The following is a 25,684-nucleotide window of genomic DNA, read 5'->3' on the forward strand; positions in this document are numbered from 1 at the left end:
ACGTAAGAAAGTATATGGACATGTAAATTTTATGTAAAATTTAACCGCATAAAATGTTTAAAATTTTTTAATTTATAAACTGGATTTGATAGATGAGCAGGTTGTAAAGGAGAGTGGTATTAGACGGGCCGCAAGGAAGGAGATGGCATCAATCATGGCTTGCCGACCCGCCGCCCCCGGCGAATCGGCAATCCAGTATTATGGTTGGTTGGTGTTGTTACCTACGCTAATCTGCCGTAATGCTGCGATCAGATCCAACTGCGCCTGCTCTTTTAAACTCTCACGTTTAATGAACTGGCTGCGATGTTTACTTTTCACCTCTTCAAGACTTTTTTTAATCTCTTGTGGAGGTAATTTGTACCAACCGCGCCGCTGCTTCTCGCCGCCAATTTCTAACCACAACTCTGAGTAACTGGCTTTCACCTTGTCGCTCTTCACATGGTAGTCGCTGTCGATGGCGTAGATCTCACGGATATTAAAGTGGCGCAATAACCCGTACAGCAAGGTGATAATCAGGTTTTTTGGCCGCGTGCCGTAGAGCTCTTTGGTCAACGCCTTCACTTCATCGTTGCTAATGTCTTTACCGCCCTGAATACCGCCAATCCACGCGCTTCCTTGATCCGTGCAGGAAAAACAGACGCTATATACGCGTTTATTTTCAAAGAACATCTGCAGCATCAGTTCCCCCTCTTCCTGGAACGGCGAGGCCAGAAGTTTCACTTCCAGGCTGGTTCCATTCTTCAACGGGATGGTAATCATCGAGCAACCGAACGACGATACATTATACAACTGCGGTAATATTTCCGCCTGAAAGCTTTTTTCAATAAAATTCAAAGCGCCATGGGCAATATTCAGTTTAGCTCTTTTCGACATTCGCTTATTTAAATATGCCTTAAAAGGCTTATCTTCAAAATGTACCAGCCCCGGTGTCGCACTGGTCAATTTTGCACATGTGTATGTCTGGCAAAGCCGTTGATATTCCTTGTACTTACCTCCTGTTAAAGGTATTTCGCGACATTTTCGCAATACCTTTTTATATTTAAGTTTTACGTGACAAATGACTTTATTATTTCTCCGCCATTCTTTGATGGCAGATGCTGTTATCGATACCATTGATCAAGGTCCATAGACTCATCCATAATCGCGGCCATATTACCATATCTGAAACGGGTCAATCGTTATTTACTGGTTCGTTGTCATTTCATTTAAGAAACAATCCGAAAATTATCATTTTATGCTTCCATATAATAAATGAATAATGTCAACTATGAATAATAGCGGTTATTGACTAATACCCCTCCACTCCGCTACCAAAAACAAGCTGACGATTAACGCTCTGTGCGATAGCTTCGGGCGCGGGGTGCAACCTTCCATCGTTTTGACCTATACTCTGCCGACAGTCAAAAAAGTAGCAAAGTGGGTAACTCATGGAAATTGATCTCGACAACCTGGTGTTTAGCGGCCTGGAAGAAGCGGAAGAACGTAACGCTGAACGCCTGGACGAAGCGGACAAAAAAGCGCAGGCGATTGTTGCCGATGATGATTGCGGCGATGCCTGCAAAATCTGATGATTAAACCGGCTAACCAGGCCGGTTTTTTTATCTGTAAACGACCTAAGCGGGCAAAAAACCCTTCAGCGTTTCCAGCAGCGCCTGCGCCGCTTTCGACAACTGCATATGTCCGGCGTGAATAACGCCAATACACTTTTCAATCGGCGGATCGCTTAATGGCAGACAAACCGCTCCCAGCGACTGCATCTGCGACTGGCATAACGCGGGCACCGCGCTGCCGCCCAGACCGCTGGCGACCATCCGCCCGACGGTGACCAACTGATGACTTTCCAGCGCCACGTCCAACTGGCTGCCGCTGCGCGCCAGCTCTTCTTCCAGCATCAAACGCACCGCCGACGGTCGCTGCAGGGTAATGAAATCCAGCGTCAGCAGTTCACGCCAGCTTAACTGCTTTTTACTCGCTAAAGGCGACGTTTTCGGTACGATCGCCACAAAGCGATCCACCGCCAGCGGCGTAAACAACAAATTGTTGCCGGGCGATGGCTCAAACGCGATCCCCATCTCCACCCGGCCTTCGCGCACCATCTCAATGACCTGCTCATTAATCACGTCATGCACCGTCACGTTGACTCCCGCATAGCGGTCGCGAAAGGCTTTAAGCACTTCCGGTAGCACGTTAGCGGCAAACGACGGCATCGCGGCGACGGAGATCTTTCCCCGCTGCAGGGTGAAACTTTGCCGCATCGCCTCTTCGGCATTGTCCCAGTCCGCCAGCAGCTGGCGGGCCATCGGCAGAAAGGTCTCTCCCTCCTGGGTTAAGGTCACTTTGCGGGTGCTGCGCTGCAGCAACGCGCCGCCAAGCGCCTCTTCCAGCCCCTTGATGGTCAAACTCAGCGCCGGCTGCGACAGGTTCAGGCGCTCGCTGGCGTGGGCGAAATTGAGAGTGTGAGCTACCGCTAGAAACGCGCGTAACTGTTTGACACTCATTCTCATTTTTCCACCTGTTAACTAATTGAAAGAATTTAGTTAACGATAAATTAATAAAAAATCCAAATGAGTGGGTCACAAATTCAAAATTATCAAATCAGTCGGCGCCCTTAATGATAGAGCCATCGCAAGGCAGGAGAAAAATGATGGCAGGACTGGATAAGCGCGTCGCCAGCTATGAAGCGGCGCTGGACGGATTAACCGATGGCATGACGTTACTGGCCGGCGGCTTCGGCCTGTGCGGCATTCCGGAAAACTTAATTGCCGAGGTCAAACGCCGCCAGGTACAGGGCCTGACGGTAGTTTCTAATAACTGCGGCGTCGATGGCTTTGGTCTCGGCATGCTGCTGGAAACGCGCCAGGTGCGCAAAGTCGTGGCTTCCTACGTGGGCGAAAACGCCCTCTTCGAACAGCTGGTACTAAGCGGCGAACTCGCCGTGGAGCTGACGCCGCAAGGGACGCTTGCCGAGAAAATTCGCGCCGGCGGCGCCGGGATCCCTGGATTCTATACCGCGACCGGTTACGGCACGCCGGTGGCGCAAGGCAAAGAAGTGCGTCAGTTCGACGGTAAAAATTACATTCTCGAAGAGGCCATTCGCGGCGATTTCGCCCTTGTGAAGGGCTGGAAAGCCGACTGGTACGGTAACGTAGTCTACCGCCATACCGCGCAGAATTTTAACCCGTTGATGGCCACCGCCGGGCGGATCACGGTAGTGGAAGTCGAAGAAATCGTCGCGCCGGGCGAACTCCCTCCTTCCGCCATCCACACGCCCGGTATTTATGTCGACCGGCTGATCGTCGGGCAATTCGAAAAACGTATTGAACAGCGCACGCTGCGCGCCGGAGGGAACTGAACATGTTAACTCGCGAACAAATGGCGATGCGCGTCGCCCAGGAACTGCGCGACGGCGATTATGTCAATCTTGGTATCGGCATTCCCACGCTGGTCGCTAACTATATTCCCGCCGGTATTGAAGTGATGCTGCAGTCGGAAAACGGCCTGTTGGGGATGGGCGAATTTCCCGATGAGTCGACTCTCGATGCCGACATGATTAACGCCGGCAAGCAGACCGTTACCGCACAAACCGGGGCGGCTATCTTTGACTCCGCCCAGTCCTTCGCCATGATCCGCGGCGGCCACGTCGATCTCACGGTTCTGGGCGCTTTTGAGGTCGATGTCGCGGGCAATATCGCCTCGTGGATGATCCCCGGGAAAATGGTGAAAGGCATGGGCGGCGCCATGGATCTGGTGGCCGGCGCGCAAAACATCATCGTGGTGATGACGCACGCTTCGAAAAACGGCGAATCCAAACTGCTGGCGCAGTGCACCCTGCCGCTCACCGGCGCGGGCTGTATTCGCCGGGTACTGACCGATCTCGCACTGCTGGAAATTAGCGACGGCTCCTTTGTTCTGCGCGAATACGCTCCCGGCGTCAGCATTGACGAAATTGTCCGTAAAACGGCTGGACGGTTGGTCATTGCCGATGACGTCCGCGAAATGCGCTTCAACTGAGGAGGCAATATGAAAGAAGTCGCTATCGTCTGCGCGCTACGTACGCCAATCGGCAGTTTTCGCGGCGCCTTATCTTCCCTTTCCGCCGTCGAGCTTGGCGCCGCCGTAGCGCGTGGTCTGCTTGAACGCACACAGCTACCGGCCAGCGCCGTTGACGAACTGATTTTTGGCCAGGTATTAACCGCCGGCTGCGGACAGAATCCGGCGCGACAAACCGCGCTGCGCGCCGGGCTACCGGTTGAAACCCCGGCCGTTACCGTCAATCTGGTTTGCGGTTCCGGGCTGAAAGCCGTGCAACAGGCAGTACAGGCCATTCGCAGCGGCGAGGCGGAGATCGCGATCGCCGGCGGCCAGGAGAGCATGAGCAATGCTCCGTATCTGGTTCAGGGCGCGCGCGATGGCCTGCGCTTCGGCCATGCCAGCATGCAGGACAGCATGATTCAGGACGGATTATGGGATGCGTTTAACGACTATCACATGGGCATCACCGCCGAGAACCTTGCCGACGCCTTTGACATCTCCCGCCCCCAGCAGGATGCCTTCGCCGCCCTTTCGCAGCGCAAAGCCGCCGCCGCGATAGCCGCCGGGCGCTTTCAGGCTGAGATAGTGCCGCTTAGCGTCCCTCAGGGTAAAAAAGCGCCGCGCAGGGTGGACGCAGACGAACAGCCGCGCCCGGAAACCAGCGAACAACAGCTCGCGCAGTTGCGCCCGGCCTTCCGCACGGAAGATGGTAGCGTCACCGCGGGCAATGCCTCTTCGCTCAACGATGGCGCGGCGGCAGTCTTATTGATGAGCGTCGATAAAGCGCGGCAGCTTGGCTTGCCGGTGCTGGCGCGAATAGTCAGCTCTGCGGTGGCCGGCGTCGATCCGTCCGTGATGGGTATCGGCCCGGTAAGCGCTTGCCGGAAGGCGCTGCAGCGCGCCGGCTGGACGCTGGATGAGGTGGATCTCATCGAAGCCAACGAGGCCTTTGCCGTACAGGCGCTGGCAGTAGGTAAATTGCTGGGGTGGGACAACCAGAAGGTCAACGTCAATGGCGGCGCTATCGCGCTCGGCCACCCGATTGGCGCCTCAGGATGTCGCATTCTGGTTAGTCTGCTGCACGAAATGCAGCGCCGCGATGTCGGCAAAGGCCTGGCGACGCTTTGCGTTGGCGGCGGTCAGGGTATCGCGATGACCATTGAACGTTAACAGGAGCCACTATGTTTACACCACAACTGGCGGTACTGGGCGCCGGACTAATGGGCGTCGGCATCGCCTGTCATTTTGCCCGCCACGGCCACGCCGTACGCCTCTACGACACCGACCCGACGCGCATTAGCGAGATCGAGAGCGTCGCCGCCGCCATTTTGCGCGAGCTTGAAGAGTGCGAGCAGTTTGACGCCGCTCAGCGTGCGTCGGTGCTCTCGCGCCTGTCCGGCACCACGGCATTAGGCGATCTTGCTGACGCCAGCTTGCTGATCGAAGCGATTCCGGAGCGTCTGGCGCTCAAGCACGCCTTATACCGGGAACTGGAAACGCTGATCACCGACGAAGCCATCATCGCCAGCAACACCAGCGGACTACCGCCGGATCGGCTGGCGCAGGGGATGCGGCATCCGGAGCGCTTGTTAATCGCCCACTTCTGGCATCCGCCGCATTTTATCCCGCTGGTGGAAGTGGTGCCGGGTAGCGCTACCCTGCCGCATCTCGCCAACCAGGTCAGCGACTTTTTATCCTCCTGCTCGCTGGAAGCGGTAGTGCTCAACCGCGCCGCGCCGGGGTTCGTCGGCAACCGACTACAGTTCGCCCTGCTGCGCGAAGCGCTGCATATCGTCAAGAGCGGCATCGCTTCGCCGGAAGTGGTCGACAAAGTGATGCGCGCCTCGCTCGGCCGCCGTTACGCGATGGTCGGCCCGCTGGAAGCCGCCGATATGACCGGTCTGGCGACGGTCCAGGATATCTGCCAGCACCTGCTGCCGGAACTGGCCACGGGCAGCGACATGATGTCGCTGGTCGCCGACAAGGTCGCGCAAGGCGCTACCGGCGCCCGTAGCGGGCAAGGTTTTTATCGCTGGGATGAGGCCCGGCAGAAACGAATACAGTCGCGCCGTGAACATCAGCTGCGCTACGCCCTGAAACCGTAACTTCTCGTTTTGTACCCCGACAATAACAATGATAGTGAGGAGTCGTAATGAGTGTGTTGATCGCCCTGGCCGCGCTGGCATTACTGATGCTGGCTGCGTATCGTGGATACAGCGTTATCCTGTTTGCCCCTATCGCCGCGCTTGGCGCGGTTCTGCTCACCGACCCGAGCGCGGTAGGCCCCACCTTTACCGGCCTGTTTATGGAAAAAATGGTCGGTTTCGTGAAGCTCTATTTTCCGGTATTCCTGCTCGGCGCCGTCTTTGGCAAGCTGATTGAACTATCGGGCTTCTCGCGCTCCATCGTCGCCGCCGCGATTCAAATTCTCGGGCGGCGACATGCGATCCCGGTGATCGTGCTGGTCTGCGCCCTGCTGACCTACGGCGGCGTTTCGCTGTTCGTGGTGGCGTTTGCGGTCTATCCCTTTGCCGCCGAACTGTTTCGCCAGAGCGGTATCCCGAAGCGGCTGATCCCGGCAACCGTCGCGCTGGGCGCGTTCTCCTTCACTATGGATGCCCTGCCGGGCACCCCGCAGATCCAGAACATTATCCCCACCAGCTTTTTTGGCACCAACGCCTGGGCCGCCCCCTGGCTTGGGTTGATAGGTTCACTGTTTATCATCACCTTCGGTTTACTGTGGCTGGAACGACAGCGGCGTAAAGCGCTCGCGAATGGCGAGGGTTACGGTACCGATCTGCAAAACGAGCCGCAGACGCCGGATAACATCAATCTGCCACATCCGCTGATCGCCATTGCCCCGCTGCTGCTGGTCGGCGTGCTGAACCTGCTGTTTACCCGCTGGATCCCGCAGTGGTATGGCGCCAGCCACGAGCTGACTCTGCCTGGGCTTGCCAAACCCATCGTCACCGAGGTCGGCAAAATCACCGCTATCTGGGCCGTCGAGGCCGCACTGCTGTCCGGCATCGTCGTGGTGCTGTTGTTCGGATTTCGCAATATCCGCGGCCGTCTGGCGGAAGGCAGTCGTACGGCGGTCGGCGGCGCGATCCTCGCGGCGATGAATACCGCTTCGGAATATGGTTTCGGCGCGGTGATTGCCGCCCTGCCGGGTTTCCTGGTGTTGTCGAAAGCACTGACCGCTATTCCCAATCCCCTGTTAAACGAGGCGATAAGCGTCACCGTACTGGCCGGGATCACCGGTTCCGCCTCCGGCGGAATGAGCATCGCGCTGGCGGCGATGTCAGATACCTTCGTGGCCGCCGCGCACGCCGCCAATATCCCGCTTGAGGTACTGCACCGCGTCGCGTCGATGGCCAGCGGCGGCATGGATACCCTGCCGCATAACGGCGCCGTCATCACGCTGCTGGCAATCACCGGCTTAAGTCATCGCCAGGCTTACGGCGGCATTTTCGCCATTACGCTTATCAAAAGCCTCGCGGTTCTGTTTGTCATTGCCGTGTTCTATTTAACCGGCATTGTCTGATGCCTGATGTAAGGAGTAACGAAATGAATTTAAACGGTAAAACAGCGTTGGTCACCGGCTCCACCAGCGGTATTGGTTTAGGCATTGCCAAAGTACTGGCGCAGGCCGGCGCGCAGCTGGTGTTGAATGGTTTTGGCGACAGCACGAGCGCGCGAGCCGAGGTTGCCGCGCTGGGTAAAATTCCCGGCTATCACGATGCCGACCTGCGCGACGTCGGGCAAATTGAAGCCATGATGCGCTATGCCGAAAGCGAATTTGGCGGCGTCGATATTGTGATTAATAACGCCGGTATCCAGCATGTTGCGCCGGTGGAGCAGTTCGCGGTGGAAAAATGGAACGATATTCTGGCGATAAATCTGTCCAGCGTCTTCCACACCAGCCGCCTGGCGCTGCCGGGCATGCGCGAGCGCAACTGGGGGCGGATTATTAATATTGCCTCCGTGCATGGGTTAGTCGCCTCGAAAGAGAAATCCGCCTATGTCGCCGCTAAGCATGGGGTGATTGGTTTTAGCAAAACGCTGGCGCTGGAGACCGCGCGTACCGGCATTACCTGCAACGCGATTTGCCCCGGTTGGGTGCTGACGCCGCTGGTTCAGCAGCAGATCGATAAACGTATCGCCGAGGGGGCCGACCCGGAGCAGGCCAGAGCGCAGCTGCTTGCTGAAAAACAACCTTCCGGAGAGTTCGTGACCCCTCAGCAACTGGGGGAAATGGCGCTATTTTTATGCAGCGACGCCGCCGCTCAGGTTCGCGGCGCGGCGTGGAATATGGATGGCGGCTGGGTGGCGCAGTAACGCTAACCCAACGGAGAAAAGGTCAGCGTATCTCCGTTGGGTCGCGCTATGCGCCCCGGGAATTAGAACATCTCCAAAAATCGCTTCACCGTGCGCGAGCGCTCAAAACGGCGCCAGGCGATGGCAATATCGGTCTTGACCGGCGTCCCCTGTATCGATTGATAGCTGACGTTGGGCAGCGCGATACAGGTCATCGACTGCGGCACCAGCGCGAAACCAAATCCGGCGTTTACCATACTCAGCGACGATGAAATCTGCGACGACTGCCTGGCGCGGTTCATGTCAATACCGGCGCGCAGGCAGCTATTGAACACCAGCTCATACAAACCCGGCGCCACTTCACGCGGGAAGAGGATCGGCGCGACGTCCCGCAGCTGCTCCAGCGCCAGCGTCGGCTCCGCTGACAATGGATTATCGCGCGGCAGCGCGATGACCATTGGCTCCTCATCAATGATACGCAGATTAAACGCCTTGCTGCTTTCGCACGGCAGGCGGACAAAGGCGATATCGATCTCCGCCTCGCTCAGCGCCGCCATCAAATTCGCCATGTTGCCTTCCTGTTGATGGAGGGCGACGCCCGGATGTTCTAGCTGAAAACGGTGCAGCAAGGTGAAGATTTGCGGATGGAAAGCATCAGAACTGGTAATACCTAACGACAGACTGCCGTTCATGCCGCGGGCAATGCCCTTGGCCTTTTCCAGCGCCGCATCGCTCAGCGCGAGGATTTGGCAGGCATCTTCATAAAAGGACTCCCCGGCTTCGGTCAGCTCCACCCCGCGGGTTAGCCGGCGCAACAGCGGAGTGCCAACCTCACGTTCAAGCCGCTGAATTTGCTGACTTAACGGTGGCTGTGAGATACCCAGTTCTTTCGCGGCCCGGGTGAAGTGTCGCGTCCGGGCGACGGCGACAAAATAGCGTAGATAACGAAGTTCCATATCGAAAACGTCTCAAACCAGCATGATTTCTATATTGGAACTGTGAGCTGAATCGGGTCAACCTTTATTTAACCTTTCTTATATTTGTTGAACGAGGAAGTGGCTCATGAATCATGCTTCAGATTGCACCTGCGAAGAGAGTCTGTGTGAAACGCTACGCGCGTTTTCCGCCCAGCATCCCGATAGCGTGCTATATCAAACTTCGCTGATGAGCGCCCTGCTTAGCGGCGTCTACGAAGGTACCACCACCATTGCGGACCTGCTGAAGCACGGCGATTTCGGGCTCGGCACATTTAATGAACTCGACGGCGAGCTGATCGCGTTTAGCAGCCAGGTGTATCAACTGCGTGCCGACGGCAGCGCGCGTAAAGCGCGTCCGGAACAGAAAACCCCATTTGCGGTAATGACCTGGTTCCAGCCGCAGTACCGTAAAACCTTTGACCACCCGGTCAGCCGCCAGCAGCTGCATGAGGTCATTGACCAGCAAATCCCTTCCGACAATCTGTTCTGCGCGTTGCGAATCGATGGTCATTTCCGCCACGCCCATACCCGCACCGTGCCGCGTCAGACGCCGCCCTACCGGGCGATGACCGACGTACTCGACGATCAGCCGGTGTTCCGCTTTAACCAGCGTGACGGCGTACTGGTCGGCTTTCGTACCCCGCAGCATATGCAGGGAATTAACGTCGCCGGCTATCACGAACACTTTATCACCGATGACCGCCAGGGCGGCGGCCACCTGCTGGACTACCAGCTCGACCATGGGGTGTTGACCTTCGGCGAAATTCATAAGCTGATGATCGACCTTCCCGCCGACAGCGCGTTCCTGCAGGCCAATTTGCATCCCGACAATCTCGATGCCGCCATCCGTTCAGTAGAAAGTTAGGAGGTTCACATGGACAAACAGTATCCGCTGCGCCAGTGGGCGCACGGCGCCGATCTGGTCGTCAGCCAACTGGAAGCGCAAGGCGTACGCCAGGTCTTCGGGATCCCCGGCGCTAAAATCGATAAGGTTTTCGACTCATTACTGGACTCCTCAATCCGCATTATTCCAGTGCGCCACGAGGCCAATGCCGCCTTTATGGCCGCCGCGGTCGGGCGTATTACCGGCAAAGCGGGCGTCGCGCTGGTAACCTCCGGTCCGGGCTGTTCCAACCTGATAACCGGCATGGCCACCGCTAATAGCGAAGGCGACCCGGTGGTGGCGTTGGGCGGCGCGGTCAAACGCGCCGATAAAGCCAAACAGGTGCATCAGAGTATGGACACGGTGGCGATGTTCAACCCGGTCACCAAATACGCCGTGGAAGTGACCTCGCCGGATGCGCTGGCGGAAGTGGTTTCTAATGCCTTTCGCGCCGCCGAGCAGGGGCGCCCGGGCAGCGCCTTCGTCAGCTTGCCGCAGGATGTCGTCGATGGTCCGGCGACCGGCAAAGTGCTGCCCGCCAGCAGCGCGCCGCAGATGGGCGCCGCGCCTGACGAGGCAATCAATCAGGTCGCGAAGTTGATTGCCCAGGCGAAGAATCCGGTGTTCCTGCTTGGATTGATGGCCAGCCAGACGGAAAACAGCGCCGCGCTGCATCGTTTGCTGGAAACCAGCCATATTCCGGTCACCAGCACCTATCAGGCCGCCGGGGCGGTCAATCAGGATAACTTCTCGCGCTTCGCCGGGCGCGTCGGGCTGTTTAACAATCAGGCCGGTGACCGCTTATTGCAACTGGCCGACCTGGTTATCTGCATCGGCTATAGCCCGGTGGAATACGAACCGGCGATGTGGAACAGCGGCAACGCGACGCTGGTACATATCGACGTACTGCCCGCCTATGAAGAGCGTAACTACACGCCGGATGTCGAGCTAGTGGGCGACATCGCCGGCACGCTGAACAAGCTGGCGCAAAATATCGATCATCGGCTGGTGCTCTCGCCGCAGGCCGCTGAAATCCTCCACGACCGCCAGCATCAGCGGGAACTGCTTGACCGCCGCGGAGCGCAGTTGAATCAGTTCGCCCTGCACCCGCTGCGCATCGTTCGCGCCATGCAGGATATCGTCAACAGCGACGTCACGCTGACGGTCGATATGGGCAGCTTCCATATCTGGATCGCCCGCTATCTCTACAGCTTCCGCGCCCGTCAGGTGATGATCTCCAATGGTCAGCAAACCATGGGCGTCGCCCTGCCGTGGGCCATCGGGGCCTGGCTGGTCAATCCGCAGCGCAAAGTGGTCTCGGTCTCCGGCGATGGCGGTTTTCTGCAATCCAGTATGGAGCTGGAAACGGCGGTCCGCCTGAAAGCCAACATCCTGCATCTTATCTGGGTCGATAACGGCTACAACATGGTTGCTATCCAGGAAGAGAAAAAATATCAACGCCTGTCCGGCGTCGAGTTCGGGCCAATGGATTTTAAAGCCTATGCCGAATCCTTCGGCGCGAAAGGGTTTGCGGTGGAAAGCGCTGATGCGCTGGAGCCGACGCTACGCGCGGCGATGGACGTCGACGGCCCGGCGGTGGTCGCCATCCCCGTGGATTACCGCGATAACCCGCTGCTGATGGGCCAGCTACACCTGAGTCAGATTCTTTAAGTCATCACAAAAGGAAATGGAAATGAAAAAAGTCGCACTTGTCACCGGCGCCGGTCAGGGCATTGGTAAAGCTATCGCGTTACGCCTCGTGAAGGACGGTTTTGCCGTGGCGATCGCCGATTACAATGACGCCACTGCAAAAGCCGTGGCGGATGAAATCAATCAGCACGGCGGCCGGGCCATCGCGGTCAAAGTCGATGTTTCCGACCGCGAGCAGGTGTTTGCCGCCGTCGAACAGGCGCGGAAAACGCTGGGCGGATTCAACGTCATCGTCAACAACGCCGGGGTTGCGCCATCGACGCCTATCGAATCCATTACGCCGGAGATTGTCGACAAGGTCTACAACATCAACGTTAAAGGGGTGATCTGGGGGATTCAGGCGGCAGTCGATGCCTTTAAAAAAGAGGGTCACGGCGGCAAAATCATCAACGCCTGTTCGCAGGCCGGCCACGTTGGCAACCCGGAACTGGCGGTCTACAGCTCGAGCAAATTCGCCGTACGCGGTTTAACGCAAACCGCCGCACGCGACCTGGCGCCGCTGGGTATTACCGTCAACGGCTACTGCCCGGGGATTGTGAAAACGCCGATGTGGGCCGAGATCGATCGTCAGGTCTCCGAAGCGGCCGGTAAACCTCTGGGCTATGGCACCGCAGAATTCGCCAAACGCATCACCCTCGGCCGCCTGTCGGAGCCAGAAGATGTCGCCGCCTGCGTCTCTTATCTTGCCAGCCCGGATTCCGATTATATGACCGGTCAATCGCTGCTGATCGATGGCGGCATGGTATTCAATTAATAAAAAATAAGCTCTGACATGGTTTGCCCCTGCGCATGCGCAGGGGCTTTTTTTCGTCTGTTACGCCGTTATTTTGCCGGGTGGCGGCTACGCCTTACCCGGCCTACGGCCCTGCCGGTACCAATGGCCTCCCCCCCCCGGTGGCGCTGCCGCTTACCGGGGCTACAGCGCTGTGCGATTTGGTAGCCCGGAGAAGGCGCAACGCGCCGCCTCCGGGAAACCCCCTGTGCGACAAAACAGTTGCCAACCGATAACAGTATCTACGGTCCGTACGGCCTGCCTTTAATTTATTTACCATGCTGGCTTAAACTGCCGGTACCAATGGCCTCCAAACCCCCGGTGGCGCTGCCGCTTACCGGGGCTACAGCGCTGTACGATTTGGTAGCCCGGAGAAGGCGCAACGCGCCGCCTCCGGGAAAAGCCCTGTGCGACAAAACCGTTGCCAACCGATAACAGTATCTACTACCGAGCCTGCTGCGCCTGCGCCAGCTGGCGGGCAATCGCCTCGCGGCGGGCATCGCCCTCCGGCAACAACATCAGCAGCTGCTGTAGCGCCGCTACCGCCTGCGGATAGTCTTCATTACGTACCGCGCTGAGCGCCAGCATCTCCAGCACCGGCAGGTTTTTCGGCTGCCGCTGATGCAGCTCGCGCAGCAACAGCTCGCCCATCCGCATCTGCGCGTTATCGCCCGCCCGCACCAGCGCGCTGGCGTAATCAAAACTTGCCGCCGGGTCATCCGGCGCCAGCTTATGCGCCCGCCCGAACGCGCCGATCGCCGTCTCGCCATCGTTTAGCAGCAGGCCAAGCCGCCCAAGCAGTTGCCAGCCGGCGAGATCGTCAGGGCTATCCTGCAGATGGCTGCGCAGCCCAAGCCTCAGCTGGGCCAACTCATCCATCCGCAGCGGCGCCGCGGTCGGATCTTTCGCCTGCGCCAGCAGCGCGGGATAATGGCGCTCGCTTTGTCGCCACAGCAGCACCTGACCCACATCGCTGGTTTTCAGATACAGCCCGCCGCTGACGAAGACCAATAACAGCGCCCCCGGTAGCAGCAACCAGCGGCTAAGCGGCCGAACGCGCGTCGTTTCCTGCGGCGAAATATCCGCCAACAATGTACGTTGCAGCTCGACGATCATCGCTTCATTACTATCAGTACGCTCCTGCTCAAGTTCGCGCAGTCGGGACTGGTACAGCGAGCGGTTAATGTCATTGCGATCCACTGCTGTTTTCTGTTGCCGCGACCGGCGGTAACGCGGATCGAGCATACAGCACAGCCCACCCAGCGCCATCAGTACGCCGCCGTACCAGATCCAGCGCACGAACGGTTTATAGTACAGACGCACCGCCCAGCTGCCATCATCCAGTTCTTCACCCAGCGCGGCGTAAAGATCGCGGGTAAACCCGCCGCTGATGGCCGCTTCGGTCATCATCATCCGGCTGGCGGTGTAAAAGCGTTTTTCAGCATACAGCGTGGCTTCCGGGCGACCGTTGCGGCTGACGGCAATCACGCCCTCGCCGCCGCTCCAGTTCGGCCCGACAATATTACGCACGCCCTTGAAGACGAAGTGATAACGATGAATATCGAGGCTGTCGCCAGCCCGCATGCGGACATCGCGCTCGATGCTGTAGTTCTGGCTGAAGGTGATGCCAATGACGGTTACCGCCACGCCGACATGGCCGAGCACCATTCCCCACTGGCTGCGAGTTAAGGTACGCAGGCCGCGCCAGAAACCGTGGCGATGCGTGGCCCGCTCGTGGACTTCAATCAGCGCGAAGATAAGCACCCACAGCGCCATCATCAGGCCGATGACCGCCATCGCGGTGATGCGGTCCTGAAGCAGCCATGGCAACGCCAAAGAAAGTGACAACGTCACCAGAAGAGATATCGCCAGTCGTTTAAGCTGTTTACCCGGCTGGTCGCGCCGCCAACGAATCAGCGGCCCCAGCCCCAGCAGCAGCGCAAACGGTGCCATCAGCGCGGTGAACATGGTATTGAAGAACGGTTCGCCGATCGATATCGTCCCCAGCCCCAGCGCTTTGTGCACCAGCGGCAGCAGCGTGCCTAACAGCACCACCAGCATCGCGGCCATCAGCAGAATATTGTTGCCAAGCAGGAACGACTCGCGCGACCAGAGCGTATGTTCCACTCGCGCCCGTACTCGCCCGCCTTTCACCGCATACAGCAGCAGCGAGCCGCCAATCGCGAGGGTCAACAAGGCAAGAATAAACATCCCGCGCGCCGGATCGGAGGCAAAGGAGTGCACCGATACCAGCACGCCAGATCGCACAAGGAAAGTCCCCAACAGGCACAGCGAGAAAGCCGCCAGCGCCAGCAGCACGGTCCAGGCGCGGAAGCTGCCGCGCTTTTCGGTTACCGCCAGCGAATGCAGCAACGCGGTGCCAACCAGCCACGGCATAAACGAGGCATTTTCCACCGGGTCCCAGAACCACCAGCCGCCCCAGCCCAGTTCGTAATAGGCCCACGCCGAGCCCAGCACGATCCCAAGTGTCAGGAACATCCACGCCGCCTGCGTCCACGGGCGCGACCATCTCGCCCATGCGGTATCCAGCCGCCCCGCCAGCAGCGACGCAATCGCGAAGGCGAAGGCCACCGAGAAGCCAACGTAGCCCATGTAAAGGATTGGTGGATGAAAAATCATCCCGATATCCTGCAACATAGGATTGAGATCGCGGCCATCTACGGGATACAGCGGCAGGCTACGGCTGAACGGATTGGAGGTGAACAGGATAAATAGCAGGAAACCGAAGGCGATCATCCCCATTACCGCCAGCACCCGCGCCACCGCGTCGGAAGGCATCTGCCGGCTGAAGAGCGCGACGGCGAACGTCCACACGCTGAGCAACAGCACCCACAGCAGCAAAGAGCCTTCGTGCGCTCCCCAGGTGGCCGCCACCCGGTACCACACCGGCAGCGCGGTGTTGGAGTTTTCCGCCACGTAGCGGATGGTGAAATCATTGATTACAAAGGCATGCACCAGCAGCGCAAACGCGCCGATGATGCAGATAAACAGCGCGCAGGCCAGCGGCCGGGCTAATGCCATCAGCCATCGTTCCTGACGCGCCGCGCCCCATAGCGGAAAGATACTTAGCAGCAGCGCCAGCCCCGCCGCCAGACACAGCAGATAGTTGCCCAGTTCCGGCATCATGGCTGTGTCCCCTGTTGTTCAGGTGTCATCACGTTTTTTACCTCAGGCGGGGCGAATCCAGTGCCCCGCCCCGGCCCAGTTACTCTGCAGCAGTCGGCAGTTTCGAGACGTCGGCGTTACCTAACGCCTTTTCATCGCGAATCATCGACTTATCTTTACGTACTTTCGCCACATCGCTGGCGCTCACCGGCGGCGCGTTGTTGCCCCAACTGGTGCGGATGAAGTTGACCACATCCGCGACCTGTTGATCGTCAAGGCGCCAGCCGAACGACGGCATGGTCAGGTTCGAGACCGCATCCTTCACCGCCGGCGTGGTGTTGCCGGTCAGAATGATGTGAATCAGCGAGGTCGCATCTTCAGTCTGTACCACCGGGTTGCCTTTCAACGACGGGAACGCGCGTTTATAACCGACGCCATCGGTACGGTGGCAGGCGGCGCAGTTATCGACGTACAGCGCCGCGCCGGTTTTGCTGTCATCGCCTTTCCACAGATCTTTCGCTACGCTATCTTCCACCGGAGCTGGCGTCTGTTTACCGCCGCGCGGCGGTAGCGACTTCAGATAGCGGGCAATAGCGGTGATATCGTCATTCGAGAGATACTGCAGGCTGTGCTCAACCACGTCGCTCATGCCGCCGAAGACCACGGATTTATCATTGCGCCCGGTTTTCAGGAACTCGGCCAGCTCGGCTTCGCTCCAGCTTCCCAGACCGTCGCGATTCTCACCGCGCAGGCTGGAAGCCACCCAACCGTCAATCGGCGCATTGCTACCCGCCAGGTAGTTATCACCTTCGCTTTCGCTAAGCGCTTTTTCCTGCATCGTCAGGCTACGCGGGGTGTGGCAGGCGCCGCAGTGGCCAAGCCCTTCCACCAGGTAACGGCCGCGCTCCAGTACAGGATCCACCTGCGGATTGGCGACAAAGTCGCTCGGCGTCGGGGCGAAGATGCCGCGCCAGAACGCCAGCGGCCAGCGCATCGACAGCGGCCACGGGATGTCCGTGTCTTTGTTGGCAACGTTCACCGGCTCCACGCCGTGCATAAAGTAGGCGTACATGGCGCGCATATCCGCTTCGTTGATACGGGCGAAGGAAGGATACGGCATCGCCGGATAGAGCGTGGAACCGTCTTTACGCACGCCTTTACGCACCGCGTCGTCAAACTCTTCGAAGGTATAACCGCCAATACCGTGCGCTTTGTCCGGCGTGATGTTGGTGGAATAAATGGTGCCGATCGGCGTTTCCATCGGCAAACCGCCGGCAAAAGGTTTGCCCTCTTTACCGTTGGTGTGGCAGGCCACGCAGTCGCCGGCGCGCGCCAGATATTCGCCCTGCTTAATCAGATTGCTGTCCGCGGGCGCCTCTTCGGCGAACGCCGCGCAGCTTAACGCACCGAGAACCAGTGCCGATAACCATTGCATTTTCATGATTTGCTTTCCCTTATGCCTGCACCAATGGACCCGGATTTCTCAGGTACTGTTCGCGGATAGCCTTCGCCGACCAGTAGGCCAGCGCGGCAACGGTACCCGTCGGGTTGTAGCCCAGCCCCTGCGGGAAAGCAGAAGCGCCGATGACAAAGACGTTATGCACGTCCCAGCTCTGCAGATAACGGTTCACCGCGCTGGTCTTCGGATCTTCGCCCATCACCGCGCCGCCGTTCATATGGGTGGTCTGGTAGCTGGTGGTGTCAAAGTGGCTATTGGCGTTTTTCGGGCTGCCGAGCATATATTTCGGTTTCATCGCTTTGGCGATCGGCGCCATCTTATCGAACATAAACTGCGCCATCTTGATGTCGTTTTCCTGCCAGTCGAAGGTCATGCGCAGCAGCGGCTGACCAAAGACGTTTTTGTAGTTCGGATCGAGATCGAGATAGTTCTGGCGATAGGACTGATGCGCGCCGTGAGCATCCATCGACAGGTGGTGCGTGTAGGTGTCGGCCACCGCCGATTTCCACTTACTGCCCCACGCCGGGGTACCCGGAGGCACCGGCAGGCCGGAGATAGGCTTGGTCCCCGCCTGGTTAACCCAGAACGGCGAACCGCCGACGAAGCCCGCCGCGCCGTGATCGAAGTTATCGGCGTTGAAGTCATCGACGCCGACGCCGTTGCCGCCCGCGCCGATGAACGGGTTGGTGAAGGTATCTTTATCGAAAATGGCCTTGATAGTGGTCATGTTTTGATAGGCGAAGTTACGCCCGACCACCCCTTCGCCAGTCTCAGGATTGTACGGTTTACCAATCCCGGAAAGCAGCATCAGATGCACGTTATGGAACTGGAAGGCGCCGATTATCACCAGATCCGCCGGCTGTTCCATTTCACGGCCCTGACCGTCGACATAGGTCACACCGGTGGCGCGGGATTTATCGTCAGTCAGATTGACCTTCAGTACGTTGGCGTTGGTACGCAGTTCAAAGCGTTTTTCCTGGCGCAGCGCCGGCAGGATGTTCACGTTCGGCGAGGCTTTCGAATACATGTAGCAGGCGTAGCCGCTGCAGAAACCACAGAAGTTACACGGCCCCATCTGCGCGCCATACGGGTTGGTATAGGAGTCGGAGGTGTTTGCTGACGGCAGGTTATAGGGATGATAGCCCACTTCCAGCGCCGCTTTTTCAAACAGCTGCGCCGACCAGGTATTTTTCTGCGCCGGCAGCGGGAAATCGTCCGAGCGATCCGGCGCGAAGGCGTTACCGCCGCGGCCTTTACCGACAACCTTCCCTTTGACCGACCAGGCGGTACCGGAGGTGCCAAAGACTTTTTCCGCTTTATCGAAGAACGGTTCCAGTTCGTCGTAGGTGACGCCGAAATCCTGGATGATCATATCCTGGGGAATAAAGTTTTTGCCGTAGCGCTCTTCATAGTGGCTGCGCATACGCAGTTCGATCGGATCGACGCGGAAATGCACGCCGGACCAGTGCAGACCCGCGCCGCCAACGCCGGTGCCCGGCAGGAAGGCGGCCAGTTGACGGTAGGGAACCGCCTGCTGGCTGGTGTTGTGACGAATCGTCACCGTGCTTTTAGAGAGATCCTGGAACAGCTTGCGGCGGATGTTATAGGTCAGCTCATCGATAACCTGCGGATAAGCGCCGTCCGGCCAGGTATCGCGCATCGGACCGCGTTCCAGCGCGACGACGTTGAGCCCCGCTTCGGTCAGCTCTTTGGCCATGATCGCGCCAACCCAGCCGAAGCCAACGATCGCCACATCGGTTTTTTTCAATACGGTCGCCATGATTACGCCCTCTCCCCATTAATTGATACCGGTGGGAAGGGATAGCGTTCGCCTCGTTCAACCCAGTCCATAAAGTCGGCGCGCGCGCCGGGAAAATTAATCAGCGTCCAGCCGACCATGCCTTTATTGCCGCCATGGATAGGGTCGCTAAAGAAGCCTTCGCGGGTGTTTTGCAACAGATAGGAGAAAAACAGCGAGGCCGGCAGCTGTTTGAACTGCGCCTTGCCGGATTCCCACAGACCGAGCGCCTCATCCTGCTGCTCGCCGCTCAGTTCAGCAAAGCTCTTGTGATACTGGTTTTGACACCACTCTTCGGCATCGGCGATACCGAGGTTATAAATCTGTTTTGGTACCAGCGGCAGCTGGTAGCCCATCTCTTTCGGCACGTCGGGGTTAAATGGCCCCTGCATATACCAGATGGAACCGGTGGCATAAGGGGTATTGAGCTGGCGGTCGATAAACTCCGGCACACCGGCCTCTTTGGCGCCGGGACCGAGTTCATCGGCCGGGATTAAGCGAGCGACGGCGGCGTTGATAAACAGCCACTCGCGATCGTTGAAGAATTGCGGCTTCCAGTCGGTGGATGCCGCGTTGCCACCGGCTGAGGGTGCGGAGGCCGCCTGTGCCGTGGCGCTCGCCGCCACGCCAATGGCGCCCACGCTGCCGCCGCCGATGACTACCGTTGGAATCAAGGCCATTGATTTTACTAAAAAATCACGCCTTGAATTGTTGGTTTTCTCGCTCGACATAATCACATTCCTGTCAATTAAAAATACTGTTTTGTCGCTTACAAGCCCAGCAAATCCCGCTCTGGTACCGATACCATTGAACTGTTGCGAAACAGACCGTCTGGCTTTGGCCAATAAGACGTACAATAAATCGCCAATAGCGATAAGATTTATAGGGTTATCGTTTGGATATTAGACGATTCTCAACGTAACGCGGGAAAATGGCGCAAATATTCACCGGGTTGTCACGATAAGATCGGGCATTTAATAACCTGAGTGCGGTAAGTCATGCGGAAATTTCGCGCCTTTGGTTTTACCAAAGCGCCAATAAAGGGTGATATGTATCACATTTGTTATTTTTTGTTTATGGTACATGGCAGATTAAGCACCTGTAAATACTCGCTTAATGAATAATTAAACAATTCGAGCTGTTAAATTAGTTAATCACCGTTGTTAATTAAATCAGTATCTGTGCCCTTCTCATTTTAACGACACGGTGATGTCGTACAGATATTCCCAACCACAAGGAGAATTTATGTTCGATCATGTCAAATTTGGCGTCAGTGATTATGCCGCGAGCAAGGCATTCTTTTTACAGGCGCTGGCGCCGCTCGGCGTGACGCTGGCGGGCGAAGGCGAGCCGGCTTACGGCGCGGAATTAGCCGGGGCAAACGATGCCTCTTTATGCCTCTATCAAAGCGAAGATAAACCCGCATCGCTGCATATCGCCTTTAGCGCCGACAGCCGCGAGCAGGTTGATGCCTTCTGGCACGCGGCGCTGGCCGCCGGAGGCAAGGATAACGGCGCGCCGGGACTGCGGCCTAATTACCACGCCAATTACTACGCCGCCTTTGTCATTGCGCCAGATGGACACAATATCGAAGCAGTGTGTCATCTGGCGCCCTAAGCAAAGTTTATCGCTGCGGGAAGATCCACACATCGTCCGCGGGCAGCGTCAGGTGACAATGTTCGGCGTCACGCAGGGCCGTGCCGTAGGCGCGAATCGCAAAGTCATCGCCCTCGGTGCGGAACAAATATTCCCACCGATCGCCGAGATACATGCTGGTCAGCAGCGGAAGTTCCAGGCTGTTATCCTGCGGCGAGCAGTCAAGTCGCAGGCGTTCGACGCGGATCACCGCCGTCGCTGGCTGGCCAACGCTTATCCCCTCGCCCGCGCGGCCCCATAGCGCCCAGCTGGCGCCTTCAACCCGCGCGCGTCCGTTCTCCAGCGCCGTCACCTTACCGTGCAGGCGGTTATTGCTGCCCATAAACTCGGCGGCGAACAGAGTAGCTGGGTTACCGTACATCTCCTGCGGCGTCCCCTGCTGTTCAATCACGCCGTTGTTAAGCAGCAAAATGCGATCGGAGATCGCCATCGCTTCATTCTGATCGTGGGTAACCATCAGCGCCGACAGGCCCAGCTTAATAATGAGCTCGCGCAGAAATACCCGCGCCTCTTCACGCAGCTTGGCGTCGAGGTTGGATAGCGGCTCATCCAGCAGAATAACCGGCGGGTTATAGACCAGCGCCCGCCCAATTGCCACGCGCTGCTGCTGGCCGCCGGAAAGCTGGTGCGGGTGCCGGTTGCCCAGATGTCCCAGACCTAGCTGCTCGAGTACGCTCTGCACCCGCTGTTTAATCTCGCCGCTGGCCACCTTACGCAGTTTCAGCGGATAGGCCACGTTGTCGAATACCGTTTTATGCGGCCACAGGGCGTAGGACTGGAACACCAGCCCGAGATTACGCTCTTCCGCCGGGATCTCGCTACGCGGGCTGCCGTCATAAACCACGTTATTGCCAATGGTGATCCGCCCGGCGGTCGGTTTCTCCAGACCAGCAACCGCACGCAGCAGCGTGGTTTTCCCGCTGCCTGAAGGGCCGAGCAGCGACACCACCTCTCCGCGTTTGAGCTCCATCGACACCCCTTTCAGCACCGGGTTGTCGCCATAGGTCAGATGTAAATTGTCTACCGATAACTCAATCATGTAATTTCACTCCAAAGCGCAGGGCGATACCCAGACCGACTACCACCAGCAGAATATTGATAAACGATAGCGCCGCGACGATATCAATGGCGCCCGCCGCCCACAGAGAGACCAGCATCGAACCGATCGTTTCGGTGCCTGGCGACAACAAATAAACGCCGGTTGAATACTCGCGTTCAAAGATCAGGAACATCAGCAGCCAGGAGCCGATAAGCCCGTAGCGCGCCAGAGGAACAGTGACGTGGCGGGTGATTTGCCCGCGAGAGGCGCCGGTGCTGCGCGCGGCCTCCTCCAGCTCCGGCGCCACCTGCAGGAGCGTTGATGAAATAAGGCGCAGGCCGTAGGCCATCCACACCACCGTATAGGCCAACCAGACGCTGAAAATGGTGTTGCGCAGCGCGCGCAGTTGCACGATAAGGTGTTCGCGCAGCCAGTCGGCGACCGGCAGCGCCGAGAGCCAGCCGTTTTTCAACGACTGATCGAGCCACATCGGCACAAACAGAAACACCCACAGAAACGCCAGACCGGCCAACAGGCCCGGCACCGCACGCGGTACCAGCACGCTGTAGTCGAGAAAACGCGTCACGTTATCCGGCTTGCGGTGCATGGCGATACCGACAAACAGATAGCAGACCACCGCCAGCGCGCCGCCGATAATCCCGATCGCCATCGAGTTGACGATCGCCCGCAGCAGGTTCGGCTGCTGCCAGATATTGCGGAAAGTCGCCAGCGACAGCTCATCCCATAGCGAAACGCCAACGCCCCAATTGGAAATAAAGGCCCGTAGCGCCACGCCCAGCAGCGGGACGCCGATGGTCACGGTCAACCACGCCACCACGACCGCGCCCGCGACCCAACGCCATTTCCCCAGCGGCAAGGCGCGCGACTGCGACGCTTTACCTTTCATGGTCACGAAGCGGTTGGCGGTACGCATCAACCGGCGCTGCAACATCACCAGCGGAATGGTAATGCAGATTAACACCACCGCGACCGCCGCCATCAGATGGTAAGAAGGCGTTCCCAGTTTATTGGTCAACTTATAGAGATAGGTCGCCAGCACCATGTTGCCTTCCGGATCGCCGAGCACCAGCATCAGGCCAAAGACCTCCAGGCCGAGGAAGAACAGCAGCACGCAGGCGTAGAGAATGGACGGCCGTACCATCGGCAGGCTCACCGAGGTCATCACCTGCAGCGGCGTGGCGCCGACGGTACGCGCCGCCTCTTCCACATCCGAACCGACGCTACGTAGCGCCGAGGAGATATAAAGATAGGCGTGCGGGACGTGCGTTAAACCGGCGATTACCACGATGCTGAACATCGAATAGATATTCCACGGCACAAAACCAAGCCACGCCTGCGCCCACTGCGACAGGAAACCGACCGGCCCGGCTGCCACCACGTAACCAAAGCCCAGCACCATCGGCGAGACGAAAATCGGCACCAGGATCAGCGGCTCAATAAAGCGTCTGCCGGGTAAATCGGTGCGAACCATTAAAAAGGCCAGAATGCCGCCCAGCGGAATCGCGATAATGACCAGACCAAAGGCGAGAATAAATCCGGAGCGCAAGGCCAGATAAAAATCCGGATCGGTAAAAATAAAACCGAAGGCTTCGAGGCTCCACTCTTTTGAGCGGGCAAAAAATGGCGCGGACAGAAAGCTTTGCGCCACGATAAATAATAGCGGAACGTAAATCACCAGCGCCGCAATCAATACCACCATGCCACGCGGTAGCCCCTGCCACTTTCTGCGTAAAATGTTCATTTTTAATTCCCCTGGCAAAGTGCAGAGATAAATGATCAAGAAGAGATATGAGTACTTATTTACTGAACACTGATAAGGTCATTCCCCCGACTGCATTCCAGGGGAATTTCCACATGCCATTACTTTATTTCGCAGCGGCGGCACGCCATTGCTTAATAAACTCCAGACGCTGTTTAGGCTGCAGATATTGCAACAGGCTTTCATCCACCGGAATTGGCTTCAGGGCATTGCCCAGTAATTTCGTCATTCCGTCGATATCATTTTTACCTTCAATATCGTTGCGAATTGATGGAATATCACCCTGAGAGGCGAGAATCGTTTGCCCTTTTTCCGACAGTACATAGTCGAACCACAGTTTCGCCGCATTAGGGTGCCCTGCTTCCGCGGTGATAAATGAGACGCGGGACAGCACCAGCACGTAATCCTTCGGATAGGCAATACCTAATGACGGGTCGGTTTTAGCGCGCGCTTCGGCATAGGAGCCGAGGATGTTATAGCCGATCAGGTTTTCACCGGAGGAGACGCGCTCCATCATGGTGCCGGTAGAGGATTGCACCGTCAGGCCGCCTTTGGCGATATTCGCCAGGTCTGCAAAGTAATTGCCGTCAGCCTTGCTATCCTGCACCGCCAGCATAAAACCAAGCCCGGATTTCTCGATATCGTAGGTGGTGACTTTGCCTTTAAATTTATCAGCCTGCCCGGCGATAAGTTTGGCCAATGCGGTATGTGAATCCGGCACTTCATTTTGTGGGATCAGCCGTTTGTTATAGATAAAGACCACCGGCTCATAGGTTGTGCCGTATGCTTTTTGCTGCCAGACCGCCCATTTCGGCAGCTTGCCGACTTCCGGCGAAGCGTACTCTTGCGCATAATCGGTGGCTAATTTCAGCGCCGTGTCCATGGAAGAGCTCCACACCACGTCGCCGCTCCCGCCGCCGGCAGCTTGTTCACTAATATAACGGTTGTACAGCTCGGTGCTGTTCATATCGTTATATTCAACTTTAATCCCAGGATATTGCGCTTCAAAGCCTTTAATTAACGGCCCCGCCGCTTTAGTGTCCGTTGTGGAATAAACCACGACTTTGCCCTCTTTCACCCCGGCATCAACGACCTTTTGATAATCTGCCGGGTAGCCCTGCGGCACCTCCGCCAGCGCGGAGTACGAGAAGACTGTCGTCAGTGAAACCACTAAACCACCGATTTTCTTATACATAAAACCAACCCTTAAGCATCAATAATTAAACACAAATTTAACATATAGTGCTGTAACAACCTCTGCAACGCATGGGCCGGGTTTTTTATGGCTTTTGTGACAGTGGTGTAGTTTAAAAAGTGGTGTTTATGGAGTTTATTCAGCGAATAGTGAAAACAGCGAGCGAGGTCACAGATTAATGCTGCGGCGTCACGGAGCGATTAGCGCTATGGTCAAAGCCTTTTATTTGCATTTCTTCAGGACCATTCGAATAAAGAAAAACAGGAGCAGCGCATACAGCAGCGCCATTACCAGGATGGTAATAAAAGAAATGGGATCTGCTCCTGATTCATATGGTTGACTGAGACGGGAGTTAAACAGGCACCAGGTATGATCTATCACCCAAAGCGTGAAGCCATTTAGAGGTTTTCCATAGCTGCTGAGCCATAAAGTAAAAAGAAAACATACCGCAAATAGTAATGAATGCTTAATGTACTTCACAACTGGCATAGTCTCGGCTCCCCTGAACATCTACGTAACCATAAGCCAATAAACCCGATCGAGAACCCGGTACTTTCACTTTAGATGTTCTCAATAATGTTTGCCTAACAATATAAAAATAATTTCTATCCACAAATGTTATACATGTATTCCATTACTCTATCAGGTTTGGTATTTATTACATCAACTGAACGGAATCAATACGATACCTCTTTTATCGCTCCATCACAATAAAATTTCTCAAATAAAAAACCATCACATAACGCTATTCAAAGCAATATTTAATTTTTCCCTGATAATAATAGATGAACCTTTTACATATTCACCTAATATTACATTCAACACCATTTTGCCGGGCGGTTTCATCAAAATGAACCATGCCAATATTCTCCCTATTTAGTGAGAGATATTTATTGCCTTGATCTTCTGCGCCTCGCGGCGCAGCATGGAACGGCAAACG

General features: G+C 57.0%; 21 protein-coding genes and 1 pseudogene. 11 read left to right on the plus strand and 11 right to left on the minus strand.

Features of this window, described 5'->3' with window-relative positions; all coding sequences use genetic code 11:
* Positions 1–198: 198 nt before the first annotated feature.
* Positions 199–1,113: a DUF535 family protein gene (locus AC22LX_RS03695; protein ID WP_045397678.1), complete on the minus strand. Its 915-nt coding sequence runs from the start codon at positions 1,111–1,113 to the stop codon at positions 199–201.
* Between the two features lie 314 nt (positions 1,114–1,427).
* Here AC22LX_RS03695 and AC22LX_RS03700 point away from each other — a divergent pair, with 314 nt between their 5' ends.
* Positions 1,428–1,568, plus strand: a complete 141-nt coding sequence (locus AC22LX_RS03700; RefSeq protein WP_015705194.1) for a hypothetical protein — start codon at positions 1,428–1,430, stop codon at positions 1,566–1,568.
* Positions 1,569–1,613: 45 nt separating this feature from the next.
* Here the strand turns inward: AC22LX_RS03700 and AC22LX_RS03705 are convergent, their stop codons facing one another.
* Positions 1,614–2,504 (minus strand): LysR family transcriptional regulator, encoded by an 891-nt coding sequence (locus tag AC22LX_RS03705; protein ID WP_020079025.1) that lies wholly within the window; start codon positions 2,502–2,504, stop codon positions 1,614–1,616.
* A gap of 140 nt (positions 2,505–2,644) precedes the next feature.
* On the opposite strand from AC22LX_RS03705, the gene AC22LX_RS03710 reads away from it, so the two are divergent.
* From AC22LX_RS03710 to AC22LX_RS03735, 6 genes are read left to right on the plus strand one after another with little or no spacing between them, the layout of a single operon-like run.
* Positions 2,645–3,352 carry a CoA transferase subunit A gene (locus tag AC22LX_RS03710; protein ID WP_047046533.1) on the plus strand — a complete coding sequence of 236 codons (708 nt, stop codon included), beginning with the start codon at positions 2,645–2,647 and terminating at the stop codon, positions 3,350–3,352.
* A 2-nt stretch (positions 3,353–3,354) separates the two neighbouring features.
* On the plus strand, positions 3,355–4,011 hold the full coding sequence (locus AC22LX_RS03715; RefSeq protein WP_487333753.1) for a CoA transferase subunit B: 657 nt from the start codon (positions 3,355–3,357) through the stop codon (positions 4,009–4,011).
* 9 nt (positions 4,012–4,020) lie between these two features.
* Positions 4,021–5,202: an acetyl-CoA C-acetyltransferase gene (locus AC22LX_RS03720; RefSeq protein ID WP_487333754.1), complete on the plus strand. Its 1,182-nt coding sequence runs from the start codon at positions 4,021–4,023 to the stop codon at positions 5,200–5,202.
* An 11-nt stretch (positions 5,203–5,213) separates the two neighbouring features.
* Complete coding sequence (locus AC22LX_RS03725; RefSeq protein ID WP_487333755.1) at positions 5,214–6,137, plus strand: 3-hydroxyacyl-CoA dehydrogenase family protein; 924 nt, start codon at positions 5,214–5,216, stop codon at positions 6,135–6,137.
* Positions 6,138–6,184: 47 nt separating this feature from the next.
* Positions 6,185–7,576 (plus strand): GntP family permease, encoded by a 1,392-nt coding sequence (locus tag AC22LX_RS03730; protein WP_045397687.1) that lies wholly within the window; start codon positions 6,185–6,187, stop codon positions 7,574–7,576.
* A gap of 23 nt (positions 7,577–7,599) precedes the next feature.
* Positions 7,600–8,370 carry a 3-hydroxybutyrate dehydrogenase gene (locus AC22LX_RS03735; protein ID WP_032707870.1) on the plus strand — a complete coding sequence of 257 codons (771 nt, stop codon included), beginning with the start codon at positions 7,600–7,602 and terminating at the stop codon, positions 8,368–8,370.
* Between the two features lie 62 nt (positions 8,371–8,432).
* Here AC22LX_RS03735 and AC22LX_RS03740 read toward each other — a convergent pair whose 3' ends face one another.
* On the minus strand, positions 8,433–9,305 hold the full coding sequence (locus AC22LX_RS03740; RefSeq protein WP_045397688.1) for a LysR family transcriptional regulator: 873 nt from the start codon (positions 9,303–9,305) through the stop codon (positions 8,433–8,435).
* A gap of 106 nt (positions 9,306–9,411) precedes the next feature.
* Between AC22LX_RS03740 and budA the strand changes: the two genes are divergently transcribed.
* From budA to AC22LX_RS03755, 3 genes are read left to right on the plus strand one after another with little or no spacing between them, the layout of a single operon-like run.
* Positions 9,412–10,191, plus strand: a complete 780-nt coding sequence (gene budA / locus AC22LX_RS03745; RefSeq protein WP_015705188.1) for an acetolactate decarboxylase — start codon at positions 9,412–9,414, stop codon at positions 10,189–10,191.
* 9 nt (positions 10,192–10,200) lie between these two features.
* A complete protein-coding gene (gene alsS / locus AC22LX_RS03750) occupies positions 10,201–11,880 on the plus strand; it encodes an acetolactate synthase AlsS (protein WP_045397689.1) in 1,680 nt (559 codons plus the stop codon).
* Positions 11,881–11,902: 22 nt separating this feature from the next.
* Positions 11,903–12,673: a (S)-acetoin forming diacetyl reductase gene (locus tag AC22LX_RS03755; RefSeq protein WP_045397690.1), complete on the plus strand. Its 771-nt coding sequence runs from the start codon at positions 11,903–11,905 to the stop codon at positions 12,671–12,673.
* A 462-nt stretch (positions 12,674–13,135) separates the two neighbouring features.
* On the opposite strand, the gene AC22LX_RS03760 is transcribed toward AC22LX_RS03755, so the two are convergent.
* The 5 genes and pseudogenes from AC22LX_RS03760 to AC22LX_RS03780 form a co-directional block, all read right to left on the minus strand.
* Positions 13,136–13,660: a tetratricopeptide repeat protein gene (locus AC22LX_RS03760; protein ID WP_430915640.1), complete on the minus strand. Its 525-nt coding sequence runs from the start codon at positions 13,658–13,660 to the stop codon at positions 13,136–13,138.
* Between the two features lie 18 nt (positions 13,661–13,678).
* Positions 13,679–15,838 (minus strand): annotated as a pseudogene (gene ccmI, locus AC22LX_RS03765) (c-type cytochrome biogenesis protein CcmI); the annotation flags it as partial.
* 79 nt (positions 15,839–15,917) lie between these two features.
* Entirely contained in the window at positions 15,918–17,261 is a 1,344-nt protein-coding gene (locus tag AC22LX_RS03770) for a c-type cytochrome (protein ID WP_162184090.1), read from the minus strand.
* Positions 17,262–17,271: 10 nt separating this feature from the next.
* Entirely contained in the window at positions 17,272–19,056 is a 1,785-nt protein-coding gene (locus AC22LX_RS03775) for a GMC family oxidoreductase (protein ID WP_045397725.1), read from the minus strand.
* 2 nt (positions 19,057–19,058) lie between these two features.
* The gene (locus tag AC22LX_RS03780) at positions 19,059–19,808 is read right to left on the minus strand and encodes a gluconate 2-dehydrogenase subunit 3 family protein (protein WP_162184089.1); all 750 of its coding nucleotides are present in this window, start codon (positions 19,806–19,808) and stop codon (positions 19,059–19,061) included.
* Between the two features lie 511 nt (positions 19,809–20,319).
* On the opposite strand from AC22LX_RS03780, the gene AC22LX_RS03785 reads away from it, so the two are divergent.
* On the plus strand, positions 20,320–20,691 hold the full coding sequence (locus tag AC22LX_RS03785; protein ID WP_045397720.1) for a VOC family protein: 372 nt from the start codon (positions 20,320–20,322) through the stop codon (positions 20,689–20,691).
* A gap of 7 nt (positions 20,692–20,698) precedes the next feature.
* On the opposite strand, the gene AC22LX_RS03790 is transcribed toward AC22LX_RS03785, so the two are convergent.
* From AC22LX_RS03790 to AC22LX_RS03800, 3 genes are all read right to left on the minus strand, one after another.
* The gene (locus AC22LX_RS03790; RefSeq protein ID WP_047050603.1) at positions 20,699–21,769 is read right to left on the minus strand and encodes an ABC transporter ATP-binding protein; all 1,071 of its coding nucleotides are present in this window, start codon (positions 21,767–21,769) and stop codon (positions 20,699–20,701) included.
* Positions 21,762–23,531 (minus strand): ABC transporter permease, encoded by a 1,770-nt coding sequence (locus AC22LX_RS03795; protein ID WP_045361202.1) that lies wholly within the window; start codon positions 23,529–23,531, stop codon positions 21,762–21,764. The genes AC22LX_RS03790 and AC22LX_RS03795 overlap by 8 nt, the downstream gene beginning before the upstream one ends.
* Before the next feature lie 124 nt (positions 23,532–23,655).
* A complete protein-coding gene (locus AC22LX_RS03800) occupies positions 23,656–24,744 on the minus strand; it encodes an ABC transporter substrate-binding protein (RefSeq protein ID WP_020079034.1) in 1,089 nt (362 codons plus the stop codon).
* Positions 24,745–25,684: the final 940 nt, after the last annotated feature.

Source organism: Klebsiella sp. PK01, assembly GCF_057624675.1.

Excerpts from the sequence above, each read along its gene's own strand:
- AC22LX_RS03705 (WP_020079025.1), bottom strand. The coding sequence starts at position 2,504 with ATGAGAATGAGTGTCAAACAGTTACGCGCGTTTCTAGCGGTAGCTCAC.
- AC22LX_RS03740 (WP_045397688.1), bottom strand. The coding sequence starts at position 9,305 with ATGGAACTTCGTTATCTACGCTATTTTGTCGCCGTCGCCCGGACGCGA.
- budA (WP_015705188.1), top strand. The coding sequence starts at position 9,412 with ATGAATCATGCTTCAGATTGCACCTGCGAAGAGAGTCTGTGTGAAACG.
- AC22LX_RS03755 (WP_045397690.1), top strand. The coding sequence starts at position 11,903 with ATGAAAAAAGTCGCACTTGTCACCGGCGCCGGTCAGGGCATTGGTAAA.
- AC22LX_RS03730 (WP_045397687.1), top strand. The coding sequence starts at position 6,185 with ATGAGTGTGTTGATCGCCCTGGCCGCGCTGGCATTACTGATGCTGGCT.
- AC22LX_RS03710 (WP_047046533.1), top strand. The coding sequence starts at position 2,645 with ATGGCAGGACTGGATAAGCGCGTCGCCAGCTATGAAGCGGCGCTGGAC.
- AC22LX_RS03775 (WP_045397725.1), bottom strand. The coding sequence starts at position 19,056 with ATGGCGACCGTATTGAAAAAAACCGATGTGGCGATCGTTGGCTTCGGC.
- AC22LX_RS03720 (WP_487333754.1), top strand. The coding sequence starts at position 4,021 with ATGAAAGAAGTCGCTATCGTCTGCGCGCTACGTACGCCAATCGGCAGT.
- AC22LX_RS03715 (WP_487333753.1), top strand. The coding sequence starts at position 3,355 with ATGTTAACTCGCGAACAAATGGCGATGCGCGTCGCCCAGGAACTGCGC.
- AC22LX_RS03785 (WP_045397720.1), top strand. The coding sequence starts at position 20,320 with ATGTTCGATCATGTCAAATTTGGCGTCAGTGATTATGCCGCGAGCAAG.
- AC22LX_RS03725 (WP_487333755.1), top strand. The coding sequence starts at position 5,214 with ATGTTTACACCACAACTGGCGGTACTGGGCGCCGGACTAATGGGCGTC.
- AC22LX_RS03735 (WP_032707870.1), top strand. The coding sequence starts at position 7,600 with ATGAATTTAAACGGTAAAACAGCGTTGGTCACCGGCTCCACCAGCGGT.
- AC22LX_RS03700 (WP_015705194.1), top strand. The coding sequence starts at position 1,428 with ATGGAAATTGATCTCGACAACCTGGTGTTTAGCGGCCTGGAAGAAGCG.
- AC22LX_RS03695 (WP_045397678.1), bottom strand. The coding sequence starts at position 1,113 with ATGGTATCGATAACAGCATCTGCCATCAAAGAATGGCGGAGAAATAAT.
- AC22LX_RS03790 (WP_047050603.1), bottom strand. The coding sequence starts at position 21,769 with ATGATTGAGTTATCGGTAGACAATTTACATCTGACCTATGGCGACAAC.
- AC22LX_RS03795 (WP_045361202.1), bottom strand. The coding sequence starts at position 23,531 with ATGAACATTTTACGCAGAAAGTGGCAGGGGCTACCGCGTGGCATGGTG.
- alsS (WP_045397689.1), top strand. The coding sequence starts at position 10,201 with ATGGACAAACAGTATCCGCTGCGCCAGTGGGCGCACGGCGCCGATCTG.
- AC22LX_RS03800 (WP_020079034.1), bottom strand. The coding sequence starts at position 24,744 with ATGTATAAGAAAATCGGTGGTTTAGTGGTTTCACTGACGACAGTCTTC.